The following is a 22,020-nucleotide window of genomic DNA, read 5'->3' as shown; positions in this document are numbered from 1 at the left end:
CCTTATTTTTGCTCCATAACCTGGAAAAAATCGTTGAACTGAAATTCATTGTAAAAGAAGTGCAGAGCCGCTCCCGGGAAGATCCCGAAGAACAACGTCGCTGCCGCGCATACAGCCGTTACAACCAGGAGGCCATTCTTATGCTGTATCCTGGGTCCTTCCTGCCCCGTGCGGAAAAACATCTGACCGATGATATTGAAATAATAGAAGTAGGAGACGACCGTCGTAGCCATCAGGATACCCGCTAATATGTAATGTGGGGGATTTGTTCCAAGAGCATTCATGAAGATGCCGAATTTACCGGCAAACCCTGCTGTTAACGGAATGCCTGCCAATGAAAGAATGAAGATCGTCATGGCCACCGCAAGCCACGGAGAACGCTTATACAAACCTTCAAAACCGGATATATCGTTCGTCCCTGCTGCTGCCGTTACGGCCTGAATGACGGCAAATGCACCAATATTCATAAACAGATACGCCAAAAGATAAAACCAGGTGGTTTCAAACAGCAAGGCCGAAACGGATACGAATGGAACAAGAATATAGCCGGCCTGCGCAACCGAAGAGTAGGCGAAAAGCCGTTTAATGTCCCGCTGCCGGAGGGCGATCACATTTCCGGCGATCATCGTTGCCCCGGCTAGGACAGCGAGATACGGCTGTACTTGAAGCAAGAGCTGATCTCCTTTTATGCCTGGCGCCGAACTGAAGCACAAGAGGAAGAAGCGAAGGATCAGCGCAAATCCCGCTGTCTTGGAAACGACGCTTAAAAAAGCGGTTACAGGGAGCGGAGAACCCTGATAGACATCAGGTGCCCACATATGAAAAGGAGCGGAAGCGATTTTAAAGGTAAGACCGGCAAATGTGATAAAGAAAGCAAACACAAGTAAAAACTGATTCTGCAAAATGCTCGTATCCCTCAGAGCCGCTCCGACCGCATACAGGTTCGTTTCCCCCGTCATCCCGAAAATGTAGCTCATTCCAAACAATGTGACCGCTGTTGAAATTCCGCCTGTTACCACATATTTAAAAGCGGCCTCATTTGACTCCATTTTCCCCTTTCTCAAACCCGCCATGACATAGGAAGAAAGGGAAAGGAGCTCCAGCCCGATAAACAAGGTGATCATATCTGCGCTGGAAGCCATAACCATGGCTCCAAGCAAGGCGGTGAGGAGCAGATAATAAAATTCCCCACGGTACTCCTCTTCTTCCTTCATTTGATAGTCGTAAGCTAAAACCAAGATCAGCCCTGTTCCCAAAAGCAAAATCAGCTTAAATGCCTTCGAGAAGGAATCCAGCCGATACATATCATGAAACAGTGATGCACCCGGATCGCCAAACTGAAGGTATAAAAAAATGAAAGATGCTGCGATTCCCGCTATCGCCAATATCCCGAGAGGACGGCGGCTTTTCTTCCCTGTCATAAAAAGGTCGAGCAAGGACAGCAGAAGTGCTGTGCCTAAGACAACAAATTCAGGCGCCATGATTCCCCAGTTCATTGAAGTTAACGTTTGAAGATCCATCTGGCTACCCCCTTAAGCCTAACAAGATTGTGTCTAAAACCGTGTGTAAAGGTTCGCTAAGCATTCCCGGATAAATGCCGATAACGAGCACGAGGCCGAGAAGAACAAAGGCCGGAATCTTTTCGCGAGCCGTCATATCACGTCCAACAGGATAAGATTCTCTCGTTGGCCCAAAGGTTACGGAGAGAACAGCGCGCAAAACATATACCGCCGTCAATACGATTCCGAGAGTCCCGACTGCAGCAATGACCGGCATCACCTTGAAAAGCCCGAGAAAGGCCAGAAATTCACTGATAAACCCCGACATGCCCGGAAGCCCAAGCGACGCCAGTCCCCCGGCGAGAAGGACGCCTGCAGTGACCGGCATGGCGCCTGCAAGCCCGCTGTAGTCTTTTAAATCTGAAGAACCCGTCCGTTCGTACAGCACTCCTATCAGGAAGAACAGCAGAGCGGAGATCAATCCGTGAGAGATCAGCTGAAATATGGCTCCCTTTAATCCGGCTTCATTCATGGCGGCAAAGCCGATCAGTACGATTCCCATGTGAGAGACAGAAGAGTAGGCCAGTACTTTTTTCAAATCCGTCTGTACAATGGCAAGAAAAGCACCAAAAAGAAGGTTGATCACTCCCAGGACCGCGATCCAAACCGCCAGCTGTTTAAATTCAGCAGGAAAGAATCCGATTCCGAACGTAAAGAGCCCGTATGCTCCAATCTTCAAAAGAATCCCTGAGTGGATCATAACGATGGAAGGCGGTGCTTGAACGTGCACCCTTAGCATCCATGTATGAAGGGGCACAATCGGCAGTTTAATCCCAAAAGCGACGAGCAGGGCAATAAGGACTGACATTCGGAACGTGCTTCCGAGACCCGGATAGCCATTTGTGCTGAGTATTTTCGCAAGTTCCCCATAATTGAGCGTTCCTGCTCTCATAAAAAGGGCTACGAATACAATGAGCAGAATGGCAGAACCGATTCCGTTATAGATCAAGAAGCTGTATGCCGCCTTTTCCCTGTCCGCATACCCCCACCTGCCGATCAGGAAGAACATCGGAATCAGCGTGATCTCAAAGAAAATGAAGAAGAGAAAGAGATTTTGAGCGGCGAACACCCCTAACATACCGAGCTCCAAGATCAGAAAGAAGATGAAATAACTTTTCCAGTCACGCTTGACGGTCCATGAACCTACGGCTGCCAGAACAGAAATAACAGCCGTGAGCAGCATGAGGACAATTGACAGGCCATTAGCGCCCACTTCATACCTAATAGAAAAATAGGCGGCATCTCCCGTTTTAAGCATTTTATAGGAGATCCAGTTCACCTGTTCAGCAAGCTGGATTCCAGAAGCCGAACGTTCAAAGGAGGCTGCTGCGATGACCGCGATCAGCATGGGAAGAAGTGCACCGAGCAGGCCTGCGAGTTTTAGGGCTCTCTCATTTTTGGAAGACAGTAAACTTAGAGCAAGAATACCGGCCAGCGGAGAAAACACCAGGATGGAAATCAGGTGGCTCATGAGAAATACCCCCCTGCCGCAGCAAAGAATAGTAGGATAATAACGAGGCCTGCAACAGCGACGGCACCGATTCTCTGCACCTGGCCATCGTACATATAGGAACCTCTTTTACCAAGCCATTGAATGAGGCTTACCGTTCCGTTTACAGCCCCTTCAACGAGGTACCGGTCAACATAGCTCCAAAGGCAGCTAAATCCCGTTGTTCCTCTGACAACCGTGGCGTCATAGGCCTCATCCACATAATACTTGCGGTAAACGATCGTGCTGAGAGAAGGCAGAGAACGCGACAGCCAATTTCTCGACAGTTTCTTTTTACCGTACATGAGATAGGCCAGTAAGATTCCAGCCAAGGATACCGCCGTAGCAAGAATCGGAATCCAAATCGGCCCATGCTCTCCTTCTGCAGCGAACCGGACAGGGCCGTGGCTTAAATAATCTGCTAAAAAGGTTCCGAACCATGGGGTATTTAAATAACCAGCCAAGACAGCCAGGACACCGAGAACCGCCATTGGAAGGATCATCGGGCCATCGGATTCCCCCACCTTCCCATGCTCTTGGCTTGGGCTTCCTGCGAATACCATAAAAAACAGGCGGAACATATAAAAGGCGGTAAAAAAGGCAGCGAGTACAGCGAGAACAAATAATCCATATCTTCCATCCCCGTAGGTTGCCATTAAAATTTCATCTTTACTGAAAAAACCGGAAAAGAGCGGAAAACCGGAAATGGAGAGTGCTCCAATCAAAAATAAAGGAGCTGTAATTTTCAGCTTTCTCCAAAGACCGCCCATTTCTTCAATATTTTGTGTATGTACAGCATGGATTACACTCCCCGCAGCCAGGAACAGGAGAGCCTTAAAAAACGCGTGAGTCATCAGATGGAAGACTCCGGCTGTATAGCCGCCGGAACCGAGGGCGAGCATCATGTAGCCAAGCTGGCTCACGGTGGAATAGGCGAGCACCCGTTTAATATCCTTCTGCATCAGACCGATGGATGCGGCAAATATAGCGGTAATCCCTCCAACAACGGCGACGGTGGTCATGGCCGCAGAGGAAGCTTCAAAAAGCGGATACATGGCGGCCACGAGATACACACCTGCAGCGACCATCGTTGCTGCGTGGATCAGCGCAGACACTGGCGTTGGACCTTCCATCGCATCAGGAAGCCATGTATGAAGCGGAAGCTGCCCCGATTTACCGACTGCTCCTACAAAAATAAGAATGGCGATCAGCGTTATCATATCCGAGGAAATCGTTCCGTCGGCTATCGCTTTGAAAATCTCATCGTACTCAAAGCTTCCAGCCTGCCAGTATAGGAGGATGATACCGATAAAGAGTCCAACGTCTCCGATCCTGGTCATGATAAAGGCTTTTTTCGCAGCGGCTTTCGCTTCCGGCTTAAAATAATAGTATCCGATGAGAAGAAACGAACCTAAGCCTACCAGTTCCCAGAACATATAGACCTGAAGCAGGTTAGGGGACAGAACAAGCCCCAGCATCGCAAAGGTAAAAAGACCCAGGTAGGCAAAAAACACATGGAAACGGTCATCTCCACGCATGTAACTCTTCGAGTAGACATGTACAAGAAAGCTTACGAGCGTTACGATGACAAGCATCAACGCATTCAGCGGATTGATTTCGTATCCCATCGTTACGGCATGTTTTCCGATCGACAGCCATACTCCTTCTGCCTTGTAAGACTCCCCGCCCCATTGGCCGAGCATTACAGCAGCAGCCAGCATCAAGGATAGCAAGGTTGCTCCGATACCGGCGTAGGCAGAGGCTTCTTTTAGTTTTTTTCCAAAAAGTAAAAGAAGGATGAAGGATAGCAGCGGTAACAGTGGTATCAGCCAGGCATTCTGCATCATCTTTTCCAACCCCTTTTTAGCGCTTCATAATATCCATTTCATCCACATTAACGGTCTTGCGGTTTCGGTACAGGGCCATCAGAATGGCCAGCCCTACCGCCGCTTCAGCAGCCGCAACGGTGATGGTAAAAAGTGAAAAGATCTGTCCGGTCAGGCCGGGTTTGGCGCCATACTTAGCAAAAGCAACAAGGTTAATGTTAACTGCGTTCAGCATCAGTTCAATGGAGATGAGCACGATGACTGCATTTCTTTTCGTCAGCGCTCCAAACAGCCCGATGCAGAACAGGATCAGGGCCAGTACAAGGTAAACGGACAAAGGAATACTATTCATTTTTCAGCCTCCTTCTCTTCGTCCCTTTTCGCAAGCACAATCGCTCCGACCAAGGCCACCAATAGAAGGACAGACGTCAGTTCAAATGGAATGATGTACTTTGAGTAGAGTTCGACCCCAATTTTTTTGGTGTTCTCAATGTGTAAATCAGCCGCCGGTGATCCGAGGCTGAGACGGTTTATGCCAAAAAACATAATCAGGAAAAAGAGCGCTACTCCTGCTCCTGACAATAAAACGGTCATCCTTGGCATTTTTGATGCCGTATCCCGTTCATGGCGGGTGAGCATGATCCCAAACAGCATGATGATCGTGATGGCACCAGAATAGATCAGCACCTGGACGGCAGCCACAAATTCTGCCGACAGCGTGATGTAGATGCCGGCGATGGCCAGGAACGTGAACACCAGCGCCACCACCATATGAACCACGTTTGACAGATTAATCATCAGTACACCGCCAGCTATGGCAGCCAAGGCCAGGATAAAGAAAGCAATCATTTCTCCTGTCATGCTTTATTCTCCTTCCTCACGTTGCTGTCGTTCTCATCGAGCCAAAGCAGATCTTTGAACAGTTCATCCCGGCTGTACTCCGCCAGTTCGAAATTGTTGGTCATGACGATTGCTTCAGTCGGGCAGACTTCTGTACAAAGATCGCACAGAATGCAGATCTCAAAATTGATGTCATACGTATCAATGATTTTCCCTTTTTTCCCTGGGTCGGGATGGGGCTTGCCAGTCAGCTGAATACAGTCTGTCGGGCAAATGTTCGCACACTGATTGCAGACGATACATTTTTCCGGATAGAATTTCTGAATGCCCCGGAAACGGTCTGGCATCTGAAGAGGGACATCCGGATATTGTGTTGTCACATTCTGCTTCGTCAAATTACTGAGCGTATATTTTAAGCCCTTTGCAAGACCTTTCACCTCACACCACTCCTTTTTTGCTGGACCTATCTTAAGAAGAGTTCTTTCACAACGGCACTGACAAAGATGTTGAGTAAAGCGACCGGCAATAGTACTTTCCACGCAAACTCCATGAGCTGATCGGCTCTCAAACGAGGCATTGTTCCCCGGATCCATATCATAAAGAAGACGATCACGCTGAACTTCAGGGCGAACCAGATGATCCCCGGAATAAAGCCCAAAAACGGGATCGGCTTCCATCCGCCAAGAAAAAGGACGGTCGTTAAAGCAGCCATGGCAAAAAGATATACATACTCCGTAAGCATAAAGAAAGCCCAGCGAAAGCCTGAATATTCTACGTGATAGCCGGCGACCAGCTCAGATTCGGCCTCCGGCAGGTCGAACGGGGTACGGTTCAGCTCAGCGATGGAGGAGATGAAAAAGACGATGAAGCCGAGCGGTGACAGAAAGATATAAGCCACCTTTTCCTGTCCGTTCACAATGTCGGTCAAATTAAGGCTTCCACTGAATAAAATCACCCCGATCACCGAGATGACCAGAGGAATCTCATACGAGATCATCTGGGCCGCAGACCGCATTCCCCCTAGAAGCGAGTATTTATTGTTGGAAGCCCATCCGGCCATTAAAATCCCTACCGTGGTAATACCTGATATGGCTATGTAATACAGAAGGCCGATGCTGAGATCGGAAAACTTCAGGTGCTCAGAAAAAGGAATCGCCGCTAAAACCATGAACGCCGGAGCAAAAGCGAGAACCGGCGCCAGAATAAAAAGCGGTTTATCGGCAAGCTTCGGTATGGTGTCTTCCTTGATCAGCAGCTTCAGCACATCTGCCACGGTCTGAAGAAGACCGAAACGCCCGCCGACCCGGTTTGGCCCCGGGCGAAGCTGCATGAACCCCAGTACTTTTCGCTCTGCCAAAATGGCATACGTGACAAATCCGAGAACGATAACCAGCAGGCAGGCTCCTAAACCGAAAAAGATGGCCGCATGGATCCAGCCTGGAGGCGAGGATAACAAATGATTCATCATCAGCCGTCCACCTCCCCTAACACGATGTCGATTCCACCCAGTATGGTAATCAGGTTTGAAATGTTTTCCCCTACAAGGAGCTTTGGCAATATTTGAAGGTTATAAAAAGAAGGCCTTCTGAATTTCAGGCGGTAGGGCTCCTTTTTCCCTTCCGAAGCAATATAACAGCCGATCTCCCCGCGCGGCGACTCGATCCGGACGTAAGCCTCTCCTTTTGGCGGCTTGATGATCTTTGGCACCTTCGCCATGATCTCCCCGTTTTCAGGAAACTGCTCCACCGCTTGCTCCACAATTTTTAAGGATTCTTCAATCTCTGCCATCCGGCACTGATAGCGGGCCCAGGCATCCCCGCTGTCAAAAGCGGGAACATCAAAGCTGAACCGGTCATAGATGGAATAGGATTCGTCTTTTCTCAAGTCCCAGCTAATCCCCGTACAGCGCAGGTTAGCTCCGCTCAGTGAGTAATCGAGGGCCTCTTCCTTCGAATACAACCCAACACCTTTTACACGGTTCAGGAAGATTTCATTGCCGGAAACGAGGTCGTGATATCCCGACAGCTGCTCGCGCATGTAAGGAACAAATTCCCTGATTTTCTCGATCCAGCCTTCCGGGGCATCCCATTTCACACCGCCAATCCTCATGTAATTGAACGTAAGACGTGCCCCTGATATTTCGTTCAGCAGCCCGATGATCGCCTCTCTTTCCCTGAAGGCATATAGAAAAGGGCTCATTGCTCCGATATCCAGAAGATATGTTCCAAACCAGACAAGATGACTGGCAATGCGGCCAAGCTCCATCACAAGAACACGAAGATATTCCGCCCGTTCAGGGATTTCAAGGTTCATCATCGTTTCCACCGCATGGCAGATCACATAATTGTTCGTCATGGCCGCAAGGTAATCCATCCGGTCGGTATACGGAATAATTTGTGTGTATTGAAGGTTTTCCGCGAGTTTCTCTGTCCCGCGATGAAGATATCCAATGACCGGTTGGGCTTCAATAATGGTCTCTCCGTCGATTTTCAGCACGATCCGGAACACCCCATGGGTGCTCGGATGCTGTGGGCCGACATTCAGCAGCATTTCCTCCGTGCGAATCACCGGCTACACCTCCACATCATACGGTTCATAATCTTTTCGAAGCGGGTGACCCACCCAATCGTCGGGCATCATGATTCTCGTTAAGTTCGGATGACCGGTAAAAGTTATGCCCAGCAGGTCGAAGGCTTCCCGTTCCGGCCAGTCAGCCCCCGCCCAAAGAGGGGCGAGCGAATCGATCACTGCTTCTTCTCTGTTGATTTTTACTTTTAATGCAACGGGACTGCGATGCGAGTAGGAATAAAAATGGTTGTAGACTTCTAGATGAGTTTCAAAATCTGTGGCGTGAAGTTCTGACAAATAATCAAAACGAAGTTCTCCGTGGTGTTTTAAAAGCTGTGCAACTTTAAAATATGTATCCGGTTTGGCAACGAGGGTCGGAACGTCCCTGGAAAGCCGGTTGATGTAGCTGTCTTCAAGCACATCCTCTCCCAATGCCTTTTGGATTAGGCTGACATAACGATCAAGGAGCGGCTGCAGGGGGGATGGTTTTTGTTCCTCAGCAGGCTCCTCGGCCTTCGTCGCGGCAGCTGCCGCTTTTGCTCTTGCAGCGGCGGCGGCTTTCGCCTTGGCGGCCGCAATTGCCTTTGCTTTTTCATCGGAAGGGCCAGATGAATCTCCCGCTCCCTCTCTCGCTGCTTTCGCTTTGGCAGCAGCTGCCGCTTTTGCCTTCGCTGCTGCGGCGGCCTTTGCTTTCGCTGCCGCCTTTGCCTTTTCATCGGCTGCGGGATCAGACGGGTCCCCCGCTCCCTCTCTCGCTGCTTTCGCTTTGGCAGCAGCTGCCGCTTTTGCCTTCGCTGCTGCGGCAGCCTTTGCTTTCGCTGCCGCCTTTGCCTTATCATCAGCCAGAGAATCATTGGTACTTGGTGCTTCTTCTTTTTCTCTTAATGCTTTTAACTCTGCAGCTTTGGCTTTTGCCTCTGCAACCGCCTTTTTCTTTCGCTCTTCAATGCTCATTTCGTGGGAAGAATTTTCATTCTCCTCTTTTTTCTCGAGCGCTCTTTGTTTGGCAAGCTCCAGGGCCTTCGCTTTCGCCTCAGCTGCAGCCTGCTTTTTTAATTCAGACCCTGGAGATTTTCCATCGTTTTCGCTAGGCATGCCTTACATCACCTTCTTCCCAGTCTTCGCTTCGTAACGGATCTTCTCCTGCAATTTGTTGATTCCATAGATAAGGGCTGCAGGATTTGGCGGACAGCCGGGAATATAAACATCAACAGGAACGATTTGATCTACTCCTTTAACGACAGCATATGACTTGATATAAGGTCCACCTGCTGTAGCGCAAGAGCCCATGGCGATCACCCATTTCGGTTCAGGCATTTGATCATAAAGCCTTTTAAGAACTGGAGCCATCTTTTTTGTTACCGTTCCGGAGACAATCATGACATCCGACTGTCTCGGGGAGGTCCGGAATATGCTGCCGAAACGGTCCAGGTCATAGTGGGATGATCCTGTTCCCATCATTTCTATGGCGCAGCAGGCAAGGCCGAACGTAAGCGGCCATAGTGAATTGCTTCTTGCCCATGCTTTAATCTGTTCCAAAGTAGTTAAAAAGATATTGCGTTCAAGCTCAGCTTTTTCTTCAGGCGAAATATCCGACAGTTTCAGATCCATTTCAGCACCTTCTTTTTCCAGGCATATACGAGGCCAAGGGCGAGCATCACAATAAAAATCCCCATTTCAATGAGGGCAAACGCGCCGAGATGTTCATAGGCGACCGCCCATGGATATAAAAATACGGTTTCTACATCAAAGATGACAAACATGAGGCCAAACAAATAATATCTTACATTAAACTGGATCCAGCTTTGATGAAAGGGTTCTATTCCGCTCTCATATGTGGTTGCTTTCTCTTTTGTCGGTTTGTACGGGCGGAGCAGGCGCCCTGCCGTTAATGCCCCAACCGGCAAAAGAATACCCAAGGCGAGAAAGACGGTTACAACAAGGTAATTGTTTTGGTAAACATGTGTTAACTCCATCCATTACCTCCCTAATCATCAGAATTTTTTAAACATTATGTAATCGTATTCATTATAGCAAATTCCAAAATTTGTGTCGACACAGGAGGGAGACTGGCACTGGTTCATTACTATACTCCTATTATATGTGCTTGTTCGGGGGATAGAATGAGGGGGAACGCAAAGAGACTGGAATGGACTTTGGCCATTCCTTGTCTCTGCGCTGAAGGGATGGATTTTAGTGGGTCTCTTTTAGCGGCAGTATGTCTGACAACGGAAACAGGAGGGTGTTTATGAGAATCCGAAAGGAAGCTGAACTGGAGTGGGCGATACAAAAATATGATGTTACGGCGAAGGGCTGCCAGTATTACAGCAAGATCAAAAATATGTTCCATAAGGCAAGAGGGGAAGAAGATTATAAAAAAATTTCAATGCATTGGGAGAGATAGAGAGTTTTCCCTATTCCAGGAAAGCCTTTCTTAATACAGCCGAACATGTTTGGGGTTATTTCAAAAAGGCGGCTACACAGGAAGAAAAGAATCGATTCTTTTATCTGCTTGCCCCCTGCCTCCATGCCGGGCGACTTTTTGCTTTCTCAGCCTGAATCTGCAAAGCAATTGAGCTATATTAGTGTATCGTATCCCAGCCCTTATTTTGGGGAATTCTGCTTTATTGAAAAAGGTGCCAGGCACCCGCCTTTGACATATGTCAAAGAGCGGTGCCTGGCACCTAAAAAGATTAGATTGCTTCTGTGCTGTAGCTCATTTGGCGTTCGAGTTCCTCTGTGTGCTGCCTGGTTTGCTCAGGTGTCCAGCTTAAGTGTTTGGCCATCAAAGCAATTCCTTTTTCTTTCCATTGGCGTACGTAAGCAATGTCAAAGTACATCGCACTTGTACGGCGGATGAAGTAATCCGCAGGTGTTGTCGCCATCTCTTCGTCCATTGCATAGATCAATGTGGCATAGACGTTGACCGGCAATTTATTGAGATCGGCTTCTTTTTGGCCGTCCCGGATGATCTCAAACAGACGGTCAACATTGGAACCGTATTTCTTTACGAGTTGTTCCGCATCTTCCTTGCTTAAGCCGAGGTTTTGGCCCTCCGATACTTTTTGGCGGATATATTCAGGGTAGTGGCTGCTTCCTCCTACGTTCCCGCCTGATAGAACAAGGTGTTTCGTATTGCTTGTGTCGTATTTGATTCCTGCTTCCTTTTCAAGCTGGCCAGCTACGATATCTGCTACTTTTTCTGCCATTTTACGATATCCGGTTAACTTGCCGCCAGCAATCGTGATCAATCCTGAAGGTGAGAAGAACACTTCGTCTTTCCTTGAAATTTCAGAAGGATCCTTTCCTTCTTCGTGAATCAATGGGCGTAATCCAGACCAAGAAGATTCGATGTCTTTTTCAGTCATTTTCACGTCCGGGAACATGAAATTGATCGCTTTTACGACATAATCAACATCATCATGCGTAATTCTTGGATTTTTTAAATCCCCTTTGTAATCCGTATCTGTCGTACCGACATACGTTTTGCCTTCACGAGGAATCGCAAACACCATTCGTCCGTCTGGTGTGTCAAAGTAAACCGCTTGGCGGAGCGGGAAGCGCTCCTGGTCAATCACAAGGTGGATTCCTTTTGTATGGTGAATTCTTTTTCCTTTTTTGGATTTATCGATATCGCGCAGTTCATCGACCCACGGACCCGTTGCGTTTACAATTTTTTTCGCATGGATTTCGTGCACTTTTCCGGAAACTGTGTCTTCAGCTTTTACACCCAGTATCTTGCCGTCGTTGTCATAGATGAAATCTATGACTTTAATATAGTTGACTGCTTTTCCTCCGCGGTTCACCGCTTCTTTCATGATCTCAAGGGTTAGACGGGCATCATCTGTTTTATACTCTACATAATAACCGCCGCCAAGCAGATCTTTATTTTTCAAAAGGGGTTCGCGGTTCATGGTTTCGTCCTTGCTCAGCATCTTTCTGCGTTCTTTTCGTTTTACACCTGCCAAGAAGTCATACACCTTTAAACCAATGGATGTAGAAAACTTGCCGAACGTTCCTTTTTTATAAAACGGAAGAAGCATCCATTCTGGTGTAGTAACATGCGGGGCATTTTCATAAACGATCGCACGTTCCTTCCCCACCTCTGCAACCAGACCGACTTCAAACTGTTTTAAGTAGCGAAGTCCCCCATGGACAAGTTTAGTAGAACGGCTGGACGTGCCTCCGGCAAAGTCCTGCATTTCCAAAACGCCGGCTTTCATTCCGCGAGTCGTGGCATCAAGCAGAATTCCTGCCCCTGTTACACCGCCCCCGATGACTAACAAATCAAGGGAAGCGTTCTTCATATCTTCTATATATTGTTCCCTTTTATTGCTTGAAAATTGATTACCCATATCACGCCACTCCTTCTTTTTTCCATCTATTTATTCTTTTCCTAAATTACGTCATTTAAAGCGTTTTTTTGGAGGGAGAACAAAAAAAGAGACCACAATATCCCTGAACCTATCTCAGGGTATTGAGGTCTCTCCGTAGCTCCGACCATTATTAACTTAATGCTATCATAACAAGTTATGATGAAATTTGCAAATGTTGCGCTTTTATTTAAAAACTCGTGCTGCCTCAACGGCTTTTTTCCAGCCCTTGTATAGGTCCTCGCGTTCTTTTTCTTCCATGCTGTAATCAAAGTCTTTTTCGACCTTCCATTTGTCAGCAATGGCTTCGCGTCCGCTCCAGAATCCTGTCGCAAGACCAGCAAGATATGCCGCTCCTAAGGCTGTCGTCTCGTTGATCTCCGGACGTTCTACCGGAACACCGAGAATATCCGCCTGGAACTGCATGAGGAAATTGTTCTTCACCGCTCCGCCATCTACACGAAGCTTTTTCAGTTCAATGCCGGAATCAGCTTCCATAGCTGTTAATACATCACGAGTCTGGTAAGCAAGTGACTCCAATGTTGCGCGAACAAAGTGTTCCTTTTTCGTTCCGCGTGTCAAACCGAAAACAGCTCCTCGTGCTTCGCTATCCCAATATGGCGTTCCGAGCCCGACGAAGGCCGGTACCACATATACCCCATCAGAAGAGGTTACACGTTCAGCAAGCTCTTCACTTTCGGGAGAAGTGCGGATTAGCTGTAGACCGTCACGAAGCCATTGAACAGCTGATCCCGCTACAAAAATACTTCCTTCAAGCGCGTATTCCACTTTTCCATCTATGCCCCACGCGAGTGTCGTCAATAGTCCATGCTCTGAACGCACTGCTTTTTCTCCGGTATTCATCAGCATAAAACAGCCGGTTCCGTACGTATTCTTCGCCATTCCTGTTTCAAAGCAGGCTTGCCCGAATAGCGCGGCCTGCTGGTCACCGGCAATCCCTGCAATCGGAATACTTTCACCAAAGAAGTGATAGTCGATTGTATGACCGTACACTTCTGACGAGGATTTCACTTCAGGAAGCATAGAAGAAGGAACACCAAGGATATCAAGCAGTTCCTGATCCCATTTCAAATCATAGATGTTGTACATCATCGTTCTGGACGCGTTGGAATAATCAGTAACGTGGGCTTCCCCGCCGGTCATTTTCCACAAAAGCCATGTGTCGATCGTTCCAAAGAGCAAATCGCCTTTTTCTGCTTTTTCACGTGCCCCTTCCACATTATCCAGGATCCATTTGACTTTTGTACCTGAGAAATAAGCATCGATCAGCAAACCGGTCTTGTCTCTGAATAGGTCGTTATGGCCTTGCGCCTTCAATTCTTCACAAATATCTGCCGTCTGCCGCGATTGCCATACGATCGCATTGTAAATCGGCTTCCCGGTAGTTTTATCCCATACGACCGCTGTTTCACGCTGATTTGTAATTCCTATGGCCGCTATTTCTTTAGGAGAAGTATTCGTTCCTTCGAGCACCTGTGCTACTACCGCAAGGATGCTTCCCCAGATCTCCTGGGCGTTATGCTCAACCCAGCCTGGTTTCGGGAAATGCTGTGTAAATTCTTTTTGCGCTACGGAAACCACTTCGCCTTCTTTATTAAAAAGAATGGCTCGTGAGCTGGTTGTTCCCTGATCTAGTGATAATACGTATTTCTTTTCCATGGAAATAACTCTCCTTTGCAAAATTACTGTTTTTCTTTGTTATTATGTTTTTGGTTAGTTCTTGATTCTTTCACCATGGCTAAACCCCTGTGTGCCGCTTTTTCCTGCAAAGTGAGCGGCTGCCAGCACCAATGCGGAAAATACCGTCCAGCTCCAAAAGAATGCGGTTACCTTGCCTTCGAACAGTGCCTGATAGAATAATGCGCCGAAAACGCCTCCCAAAATTGGCCCGACAACAGGAATCCAGGCATACTTCCAGTTCGACCCGCCCTTGCCGCTGATCGGCAAGAAGAAATGCGCCAGTCTCGGACCGAGGTCACGCGCCGGGTTAATCGCGTAACCGGTTGTGCCCCCCAGTGACAAGCCGATCGCTACGATTAAAAATCCGACGATCAAAGGATTGAGCCCTTCTGTAAACTTATTCGCCCCGATGGATAAAAGTCCTACAAGCAAAACCGCTGTTCCTATAAACTCACTTAACAGATTCGATAATGTATGTGGAATGGCTGGATCAGTAGAGAAAACACCAAGCTTTACAGCAGGATCCTCCGTTTGTTTCCAGTGAGGCAAAAATTGGAAATATACGATAATGCCGCCTAGGAAGCCGCCAAGCATCTGAGCTGCAATGTATCCTGGAACCTGAGACCAGCTGAATTCGCCAATCGCAGCCATTCCTAAAGTAACTGCTGGATTCATGTGCGCTCCACTGAATTTTCCAACAGCGTAAACTCCCATGGTAACAGCAAGGCCCCAGCCAAGTGCAACGACGATCCAGCCCCCGCCTTCTGCCTTTGATTTCTTTAAGCTAACATTGGCAACAACGCCTCCGCCAAAAATAATTAAAATCATTGTTCCGATCATTTCTCCGAGTATCGGTGACATCCCCAACACACTCCTTCCAAATTAGACAAAAGAATGAAAACTTTCTCTTAGCGGAAAAAAAGACCAGCAAAAAATCCCCTTATTTTGTGTAAGGGCTTCCGCTGATCTCCGATTCTCCGTCAAATTATTAACTTGTCTAATATTTAATCACAGCTTGAAAACGCTGTCAATGGGTAAGGATATGGGAATTTCATGAAATGTCTAATCTACCAGAGTTCTTTATCGGAAGTGGTTACTGCCACCGCTCCGCCTTTGATCGCCAAGTCAATCTCTTCTCTCGTTCGGATCAACCCGCCAGCAAACACAGGAATCCCGGTTTTTTCATGAACTTCCGTGATGATGTTCGGCATCAATCCAGGCAAAACCTCAATGAAATCAGGCTGTGTTTTTTCGATGATCTTGTAGCTGGTTTCAAGTGCGATCGAATCGAGAAGAAATAAACGCTGAATGGCCGTCAAACCCTTCTTTTTTGTCGTTGTGATCACATTCGTACGGGTTGAAATGATGCCCGCTGGTCTGATTTCCTGACAAATAAATTCTGCTGCATATTCATCTGCCTTTAACCCGCTTATTAAATCCGCATGGATAAACAGCTTCTTTTTGGCCTGTCCGGCGATTTTCACCATGTTTTTCAACTGGGCGATATGGCTGTCCAGAATCACGATGTAGGTATACTGGCTGTTCAACAATTGTTCGAGTTCTTTCCATTTTCGGACCGCCGGTAAAATGGTTTGGTTTTGAAAGCTCATTTTTTTCCTCCAAAATGCGGGTTTCCTTTATTATATACTCTTTCGCAACAAAAAAGAAAACCGTCCTTACAGGAGGGGTTCAAACCGATCATGAAAATAGAAAAACCTCCCCGGCCAAAGCCAGGGAGGCTGCTTGCTTTTTTATCTGCGGCTCGCGACATCAATACGGTTAACCGCACGCCGAAGAGCAAGCTCTGCTCTTTGGTGGTCGATATCGTTTTGACTCGTTGCCGCCAAACGGCGCTCAGCACGCTCTTTAGCTGCTTGCGCACGTTCCATTTCAATCTCGCTGGCTAGCTCAGCCGATTGAGCAAGAACGGTTACTTTTTCAGGCCGGACTTCGATAAATCCACCGCTAACGGCCACATATTGTGTTCTTCCATCCTGATGCACACGTACAGCACTGATGGTTAAAGGAGCAACCAACGGAATATGTCCTGGCATAACACCCAGCTCTCCGCTTTTCGCTTTTGCGCTGACCATATTCGCCGTTCCTTCAAACACTGGACCATCAGGGGTGACTACACTTACTTCTAACGTTTTCATTTCGTCTTACCCCCTTATAGGTTTAGACCATTGTCTTCGCTTTTTCAACAACTTCATCAATAGAACCTACAAGACGGAATGCATCTTCTGGAAGGTCATCGTGCTTGCCATCAAGGATTTCTTTGAATCCTCGGATCGTTTCTTTAACTGGTACATACGAACCTTTTTGACCAGTAAACTGCTCGGCAACGTGGAAGTTTTGAGAGAGGAAGAACTGGATACGGCGCGCACGCTGTACAACCAATTTATCTTCTTCAGATAACTCGTCCATACCGAGGATCGCGATGATATCTTGTAATTCTTTATAGCGCTGCAATGTTTGCTGGACTTGGCGTGCCACATTGTAGTGTTCTTCTCCAACAACTTCAGGAGTAAGTCCGCGTGAAGTGGATGCCAATGGATCTACCGCAGGGTAAATACCCATAGCTGTCAATTTACGCTCAAGGTTAGTCGTTGCATCCAAGTGGGCAAACGCTGTTGCCGGAGCCGGGTCAGTATAGTCATCAGCCGGTACATAGATCGCCTGGATGGATGTTACAGAACCCTTTTTCGTGGATGTGATACGTTCCTGCAATTGACCCATCTCTGTTGCAAGAGTCGGCTGGTAACCTACCGCAGATGGCATACGGCCAAGAAGGGCAGATACTTCAGAACCTGCTTGCGTGAAACGGAAGATGTTATCAACGAAGAACAATACGTCTTGTCCTTCTTCATCACGGAAGAACTCAGCCATTGTAAGCCCGGATAGTGCTACACGCGCACGCGCTCCAGGCGGCTCGTTCATCTGTCCGAAAACCATCGCTGTTTTCTTAATAACACCGGAATCAGTCATTTCGTGGAAAAGGTCATTTCCTTCACGAGTACGTTCACCAACACCAGCAAATACGGAAAGACCGCCATGCTCTTGTGCGATGTTGTTGATCAATTCCTGGATGAGTACAGTTTTACCTACACCCGCACCACCGAAAAGACCGATCTTACCACCCTTAACGTAAGGAGCGATAAGGTCAACGACTTTAATTCCTGTTTCAAGGATTTCAGTACGAGTTGTAAGGTTTTCAAAGCTTGGTGCTCCGCGGTGAATCGGATCACGGCGAACGTCGGCAGGAACCGGTTCACCAAGGTCGATGTGGTCACCAAGCACGTTAAATACACGGCCTAGTGTCGCACTTCCTACAGGAACGGAGATCGGTTTGCCTGTATCATTGATTGCCATTCCACGTACAAGACCGTCTGTAGAATCCATCGCGATGGTACGGACAGTGTTGTCACCTAGGTGAAGGGCTACTTCTAGAGTTAATTGAACGCCTTCAGCGTCAACAGTTAATGCATTCAAAAGTTCCGGAAGACTGTCATCAAATTTAACGTCAACAACAGGTCCTAGAATCTGAGTTATATAACCTTTATTCATCGTTTCCCCTCCTAACTTCTGGCACTGGTTTGTGCCGGCATGCCTGAATGAGGCATAAAAATCTATTCGAGTGCCGCTACCCCGCCGACAATCTCGGTAATTTCCTGAGTGATGGCAGCTTGACGTTCACGGTTATACGTAAGCGTAAACTGGCCGATCAATTCGTTTGCATTGTCAGTTGCATTTCTCATCGCTGTCATACGAGAAGCATGCTCCGCTGCTTTAGCGTCCAATAACGCTCCGTAGATCAAGCTTTCAGCATACTGTGGAAGCAAGACTTCTAGAATCTCTTCTTCAGAAGGCTCGTACTCGTAAGAAGCAGTTGATGTGCTCGCTCCATCAAAGTCAGCCAGCGGAAGGACTTTCTTTTCCGTCAGCTCTGACTGGATGGCACTGACGAAATGGTTATAGTACATGTAAAGCTCGTCAAACGTTTCGTTCGCATATAGATTGACCGCTTTGCTCGCGATCGCTTTAATGTCTGCAAAAGATGGCTGGTCAGCCAGACCGGTAATGCTGTCCAAAACCGGCATGTTTCGGCTCTTAAAGAAGTTAAGGCCTACCTTACCTACAACGATGATCGCATATTCATCAGGAGACTGATGGCGCTCTTTAATCGTACGGAAAACGTGACGAAGAACGTTGGAGTTATAGGCACCTGCCAAACCGCGGTCTGCTGTGATGACAAAATATCCTGTCTTTTTCACAGGACGGCTAAGAAGCATAGGATGGCGTGCGCTCTTGCTTCCTGAAGCGATGCTGGAAACCACCTCCTGAATTTTATCCATATAAGGAACAAATCGTTTGGCGTTTTGCTCAGCACGGTTCAAGGCAGCAGCGGATACCATCTCCATCGCTTTTGTGATCTGCATTGTCTTTTTTGTTGCATCGATTCTAGCTTTAATATCTCGTAATGCCACTCGTATTCACCACCTTTTATTTAAGCTGGTTGCAGGATGCATACAGCATCCTGCAGTTATCTATTAGAAAACATTATTTTACTGTTAACACCGGATCCAGCTTCAGCCGCCAGGGACTCGAGACACTTCACTCTCTCACCCCGACACAAAAACCGTGTTGAAGCACAAGAGTTCCAGTGCTTTTCGTCCTTAAACAGCGGCTTCAGTTTTTCTTATGCAAAAACTTTCTTGAACGCTTTGATCGCATTGTCCAGCTCGTCGCCTTCTGGAAGTTTTCCAGTGGTTTTGATTTGGTCAAGAACGTCTTTAGAGTTGGTCTCCATGTAAGCATGAAGCTCTTCTTCAAAACGTGTGACATCTTCAACTGCTACATCGTCAATATATCCTCTTGTGAGGGCATAAAGGCTGGCAACTTGAAGTTCTACGCGAAGCGGTTTGTGAAGGCCTTGTTTAAGCACCTCAACCGTACGCGCACCACGGTTAAGTTTTGCTTGAGTCGCTTTATCCAAGTCAGAACCGAACTGAGCAAATGCTTCAAGCTCACGGAAAGAAGCCAGGTCAAGACGGAGTGTACCGGATACTTTGCTCATTGCCTTGATCTGAGCGGATCCCCCTACACGGGATACGGAGATACCTGCGTTGATCGCAGGACGTACACCGGAGAAGAACAGGTCAGACTGCAAGAAGATCTGTCCATCAGTAATGGAGATTACGTTTGTCGGGATATAAGCCGATACGTCACTCGCTTGTGTTTCAATGAACGGAAGCGCCGTGATTGAACCGCCGCCTAGATCGTCGTTTAGTTTCGCTGCACGCTCAAGAAGGCGTGAGTGAAGGTAGAAAACGTCCCCTGGGTAAGCTTCGCGGCCTGGAGGACGGCGAAGAAGCAAGGAAAGTTCACGGTAAGCTGCTGCTTGTTTAGAAAGATCATCATAAATGATCAAAACGTGTTTTCCATCCCACATGAACTCCTCAGCCATGGATACACCAGAATACGGCGCCAAGAAAAGAAGAGGAGCAGGCTGGGAAGCACTTGCAGAAACAACAATTGTGTAATCAAGAGCTCCATGCTCGCGAAGTGTTTCAACAACGCCAGCAACCGTAGACTCTTTTTGCCCGATGGCAACATAGATACAAATCATGTCTTGATCTTTTTGGTTGATGATCGTATCGATCGCTACTGCTGTTTTACCAGTTTGACGGTCTCCGATAATCAGCTCACGCTGTCCGCGTCCGATTGGAACGAGGGCATCGATCGCTTTGATACCTGTCTGAAGCGGCTCATGTACAGACTTACGAGCCATAACTCCTGGAGCTTTTTGCTCGATTGGGCGTGTTTTTACCGTTTCTACAGGCCCTTTTCCATCAAGAGGAAGACCAAGCGGGTTAACCACTCGTCCTAAAAGTTCAGGTCCAACCGGAACCTCCATGATACGCCCTGTACGTTTCACTTCGTCCCCTTCACGGATTTCCTGGTAAGGTCCGAGAATGATGATACCTACGTTGTTTTCCTCAAGGTTCTGGGCCATACCCATAACACCGTTAGAAAATTCAACAAGCTCACCAGCCATAACATTATCCAATCCATGCGCACGGGCAATACCGTCACCGACTTGAATAACTGTACCGACATCGTTTACTTCGATTTCAGACTGATAGTTTTCAATCTGTTTCTTTATTAAAGCACTGATTTCTTCAGCTTTAATGCTCATGAATTTCACCCCTATCTTTTTAGCCTTGCGTAGCGGCTAATTGACGTTCAATACGCTCTAATTTTCCGCGGACACTTCCGTCAAAAATACGGTTGCCGATGCGGATTCTTACGCCCCCCACGAGGCTTTGGTCAATAATATTTTCAATGCGCAGCCGCTGCTTGCCTACTCGTTTCGCAAACGTTTCCTCAAGCTGGCGTTTTTCATCTTCAGATAACAAACGGACAGAGTAGACGGTTGCATCAGCAATGCCGCGCGATTCATTTGCTAATTCAATGAATTGGCCGGCCATCTCTGTGATCAAACCTTGGCGGTTGCGGTCGATGAGCAGGAAGACCGTGTTCAGGACCGATGCCGAAATATCCGTGCCAATGATGTCTTTTACGATTTGTTTTTTCTGTTGTTCAGAAATTTGCGGGTGGTTTAAAATCCTTTCAATATCATGGTTTTGTTCCATGATGCTTTTTACAAGGCGAAGCTCAGCTTCGGCCTTATCAAGATTCTCTTTCCCTGCCACTTCAAAAAGCGCTGATGCGTAACGTTTTGCAATTACTGTCAAATCTTTGCTCATCTAGCTTCGCCTGCCTCTTGAAGGTAATCCTGGATTAACTTCTCCTGGCTGCGCTCATCTAGTTCTTTCGCAATGACTTTAGAAGCAATCATAACGGATAGAGAAGCGACTTCGTTACGGAGAGTAGCCACAGCTTTTTCTCTTTCACTGGCAATGTCAGCAAGCGCTTCTTCTTTGACACGGTTTGCTTCGCCGCGGGCAGCCTGAATGATCGCTTCCCCTTGGACTTCACCTTGTTTTTTCGCATTTTCAATGATCGCTCTTGCTTCTTCACGCGCTTGTTTTAATTCTTGAATTTGTGCAGCGAGATGCTGTTCCGCTTCTTTGCGGTTTGTTTCTGCTGCTTCGATTTCATTTGTTATATAAGATTGACGCTCTTTCATGATGCCCATTAACGGACCCCATGCATACTTGCGTAACAAGAGCATTAAGATTATGAATGCTAGTAATTGGAAGAGAATATCTCCGCCGTTAACACCACCGGTTGCAGCACCTAAAATTAAGGATTGCACGGTATTTCCTCCCTTCAATAGGTCATACATAAGGAATGGCGAAGAAAAGTTCCAGTTTTGAAACATGCTTCGCCATTATTGAGATCTTTTTAAATCTTGCTGTTATTACTTCCCAAGAACGATAAATGCAATAACAACACCGATGATAGGAAGTGCTTCAACTAACGCAACCCCGATAAACATTGTTGTTTGAAGCGTACCGCGTAGTTCTGGCTGACGAGCAACCCCCTCAACTGTACGTCCTACGATAAGACCGTTACCAATACCTGCACCTAGTGCTGCTAGACCGATTGCAATTGCTGCTGCAATAAGATTCATTTTTGTATTACTCCCTTCTATTCCCCTGTAAATTTTATTTTTTTGTTCCCGGTTATTTGGCCGG

Annotated in this window: 24 protein-coding genes; 2 read left to right on the top strand and 22 right to left on the bottom strand. The window is 47.4% G+C overall.

The annotated features are described in order from the left end of the window. Positions 1–2 precede the first annotated feature (2 nt). From nuoN to QYF49_RS00975, 11 genes are read right to left on the bottom strand one after another with little or no spacing between them, the layout of a single operon-like run. A complete protein-coding gene (gene nuoN / locus QYF49_RS01025) occupies positions 3–1,520 on the bottom strand; it encodes an NADH-quinone oxidoreductase subunit NuoN (RefSeq protein ID WP_290397781.1) in 1,518 nt (505 codons plus the stop codon). A gap of 4 nt (positions 1,521–1,524) precedes the next feature. Next, positions 1,525–3,030, bottom strand: a complete 1,506-nt coding sequence (locus QYF49_RS01020; RefSeq protein ID WP_290397780.1) for a complex I subunit 4 family protein — start codon at positions 3,028–3,030, stop codon at positions 1,525–1,527. Continuing rightward, the gene (gene nuoL, locus QYF49_RS01015) at positions 3,027–4,895 is read right to left on the bottom strand and encodes an NADH-quinone oxidoreductase subunit L (RefSeq protein ID WP_290397779.1); all 1,869 of its coding nucleotides are present in this window, start codon (positions 4,893–4,895) and stop codon (positions 3,027–3,029) included. The genes QYF49_RS01020 and nuoL overlap by 4 nt, the downstream gene beginning before the upstream one ends. Positions 4,896–4,911: 16 nt before the next feature. Continuing rightward, on the bottom strand, positions 4,912–5,226 hold the full coding sequence (gene nuoK / locus QYF49_RS01010) for an NADH-quinone oxidoreductase subunit NuoK (protein ID WP_290397778.1): 315 nt from the start codon (positions 5,224–5,226) through the stop codon (positions 4,912–4,914). After that, the gene (locus QYF49_RS01005; protein WP_290397777.1) at positions 5,223–5,735 is read right to left on the bottom strand and encodes an NADH-quinone oxidoreductase subunit J; all 513 of its coding nucleotides are present in this window, start codon (positions 5,733–5,735) and stop codon (positions 5,223–5,225) included. Before QYF49_RS01005 ends, nuoK begins: the two co-directional genes overlap by 4 nt. Continuing rightward, positions 5,732–6,151, bottom strand: a complete 420-nt coding sequence (nuoI, locus tag QYF49_RS01000) for an NADH-quinone oxidoreductase subunit NuoI (RefSeq protein ID WP_290397776.1) — start codon at positions 6,149–6,151, stop codon at positions 5,732–5,734. The genes QYF49_RS01005 and nuoI overlap by 4 nt, the downstream gene beginning before the upstream one ends. A gap of 26 nt (positions 6,152–6,177) precedes the next feature. Beyond that, the gene (gene nuoH / locus QYF49_RS00995) at positions 6,178–7,182 is read right to left on the bottom strand and encodes an NADH-quinone oxidoreductase subunit NuoH (protein WP_290397775.1); all 1,005 of its coding nucleotides are present in this window, start codon (positions 7,180–7,182) and stop codon (positions 6,178–6,180) included. Beyond that, positions 7,182–8,282 carry an NADH-quinone oxidoreductase subunit D gene (locus QYF49_RS00990; protein ID WP_290397774.1) on the bottom strand — a complete coding sequence of 367 codons (1,101 nt, stop codon included), beginning with the start codon at positions 8,280–8,282 and terminating at the stop codon, positions 7,182–7,184. Before QYF49_RS00990 ends, nuoH begins: the two co-directional genes overlap by 1 nt. Before the next feature lie 3 nt (positions 8,283–8,285). Beyond that, positions 8,286–9,377: an NADH-quinone oxidoreductase subunit C gene (locus QYF49_RS00985; protein ID WP_290397773.1), complete on the bottom strand. Its 1,092-nt coding sequence runs from the start codon at positions 9,375–9,377 to the stop codon at positions 8,286–8,288. Positions 9,378–9,380: 3 nt separating this feature from the next. Beyond that, a complete protein-coding gene (locus QYF49_RS00980; protein WP_283891432.1) occupies positions 9,381–9,893 on the bottom strand; it encodes a NuoB/complex I 20 kDa subunit family protein in 513 nt (170 codons plus the stop codon). Continuing rightward, on the bottom strand, positions 9,884–10,258 hold the full coding sequence (locus tag QYF49_RS00975; protein ID WP_290397772.1) for an NADH-quinone oxidoreductase subunit A: 375 nt from the start codon (positions 10,256–10,258) through the stop codon (positions 9,884–9,886). The genes QYF49_RS00980 and QYF49_RS00975 overlap by 10 nt, the downstream gene beginning before the upstream one ends. A gap of 272 nt (positions 10,259–10,530) precedes the next feature. Between QYF49_RS00975 and QYF49_RS00970 the strand changes: the two genes are divergently transcribed. Together QYF49_RS00970 and QYF49_RS25615 are read left to right on the top strand one after the other, a co-directional pair. Then, the gene (locus QYF49_RS00970; protein ID WP_290397771.1) at positions 10,531–10,686 is read left to right on the top strand and encodes a hypothetical protein; all 156 of its coding nucleotides are present in this window, start codon (positions 10,531–10,533) and stop codon (positions 10,684–10,686) included. After that, a complete protein-coding gene (locus tag QYF49_RS25615; RefSeq protein ID WP_354005782.1) occupies positions 10,674–10,841 on the top strand; it encodes a DUF1722 domain-containing protein in 168 nt (55 codons plus the stop codon). The genes QYF49_RS00970 and QYF49_RS25615 overlap by 13 nt, the downstream gene beginning before the upstream one ends. A gap of 134 nt (positions 10,842–10,975) precedes the next feature. Here QYF49_RS25615 and QYF49_RS00965 read toward each other — a convergent pair whose 3' ends face one another. The 11 genes from QYF49_RS00965 to atpE all read right to left on the bottom strand — a co-directional run bounded on the left by QYF49_RS00965 (position 10,976) and on the right by atpE (position 21,956). Further along, entirely contained in the window at positions 10,976–12,637 is a 1,662-nt protein-coding gene (locus QYF49_RS00965) for a glycerol-3-phosphate dehydrogenase/oxidase (RefSeq protein WP_290397770.1), read from the bottom strand. Between the two features lie 204 nt (positions 12,638–12,841). Further along, positions 12,842–14,335, bottom strand: coding sequence for a glycerol kinase GlpK (gene glpK, locus QYF49_RS00960; protein WP_290397769.1), 1,494 nt, complete (start codon positions 14,333–14,335; stop codon positions 12,842–12,844). Between the two features lie 54 nt (positions 14,336–14,389). Further along, positions 14,390–15,217, bottom strand: coding sequence for an MIP/aquaporin family protein (locus QYF49_RS00955; RefSeq protein ID WP_290397768.1), 828 nt, complete (start codon positions 15,215–15,217; stop codon positions 14,390–14,392). 206 nt (positions 15,218–15,423) lie between these two features. Next, positions 15,424–15,966: a glycerol-3-phosphate responsive antiterminator gene (locus QYF49_RS00950; protein ID WP_290397767.1), complete on the bottom strand. Its 543-nt coding sequence runs from the start codon at positions 15,964–15,966 to the stop codon at positions 15,424–15,426. A gap of 141 nt (positions 15,967–16,107) precedes the next feature. Continuing rightward, positions 16,108–16,512: a F0F1 ATP synthase subunit epsilon gene (locus tag QYF49_RS00945; protein ID WP_290397766.1), complete on the bottom strand. Its 405-nt coding sequence runs from the start codon at positions 16,510–16,512 to the stop codon at positions 16,108–16,110. A gap of 22 nt (positions 16,513–16,534) precedes the next feature. Continuing rightward, the gene (atpD, locus tag QYF49_RS00940; RefSeq protein WP_290397765.1) at positions 16,535–17,923 is read right to left on the bottom strand and encodes a F0F1 ATP synthase subunit beta; all 1,389 of its coding nucleotides are present in this window, start codon (positions 17,921–17,923) and stop codon (positions 16,535–16,537) included. Positions 17,924–17,985: 62 nt separating this feature from the next. After that, positions 17,986–18,849: an ATP synthase F1 subunit gamma gene (atpG, locus tag QYF49_RS00935; protein WP_290399009.1), complete on the bottom strand. Its 864-nt coding sequence runs from the start codon at positions 18,847–18,849 to the stop codon at positions 17,986–17,988. Between the two features lie 206 nt (positions 18,850–19,055). Beyond that, positions 19,056–20,555 carry a F0F1 ATP synthase subunit alpha gene (gene atpA / locus QYF49_RS00930; protein WP_290397764.1) on the bottom strand — a complete coding sequence of 500 codons (1,500 nt, stop codon included), beginning with the start codon at positions 20,553–20,555 and terminating at the stop codon, positions 19,056–19,058. Between the two features lie 19 nt (positions 20,556–20,574). Further along, entirely contained in the window at positions 20,575–21,126 is a 552-nt protein-coding gene (locus tag QYF49_RS00925; protein ID WP_290397763.1) for a F0F1 ATP synthase subunit delta, read from the bottom strand. Beyond that, positions 21,123–21,668 carry a F0F1 ATP synthase subunit B gene (gene atpF, locus QYF49_RS00920; protein WP_425589550.1) on the bottom strand — a complete coding sequence of 182 codons (546 nt, stop codon included), beginning with the start codon at positions 21,666–21,668 and terminating at the stop codon, positions 21,123–21,125. Before atpF ends, QYF49_RS00925 begins: the two co-directional genes overlap by 4 nt. Before the next feature lie 75 nt (positions 21,669–21,743). After that, entirely contained in the window at positions 21,744–21,956 is a 213-nt protein-coding gene (gene atpE, locus QYF49_RS00915) for a F0F1 ATP synthase subunit C (RefSeq protein WP_061973519.1), read from the bottom strand. Between the last annotated feature and the right edge of the window lie 64 nt (positions 21,957–22,020).

This window comes from Fictibacillus terranigra (assembly GCF_030412265.1).
Lineage (GTDB): Bacteria > Bacillota > Bacilli > Bacillales > Fictibacillaceae > Fictibacillus_C > Fictibacillus_C terrinigri.
Note: the sequence above shows the minus strand (reverse complement) of the source record. Positions and strands in the feature narration are given on the sequence as shown.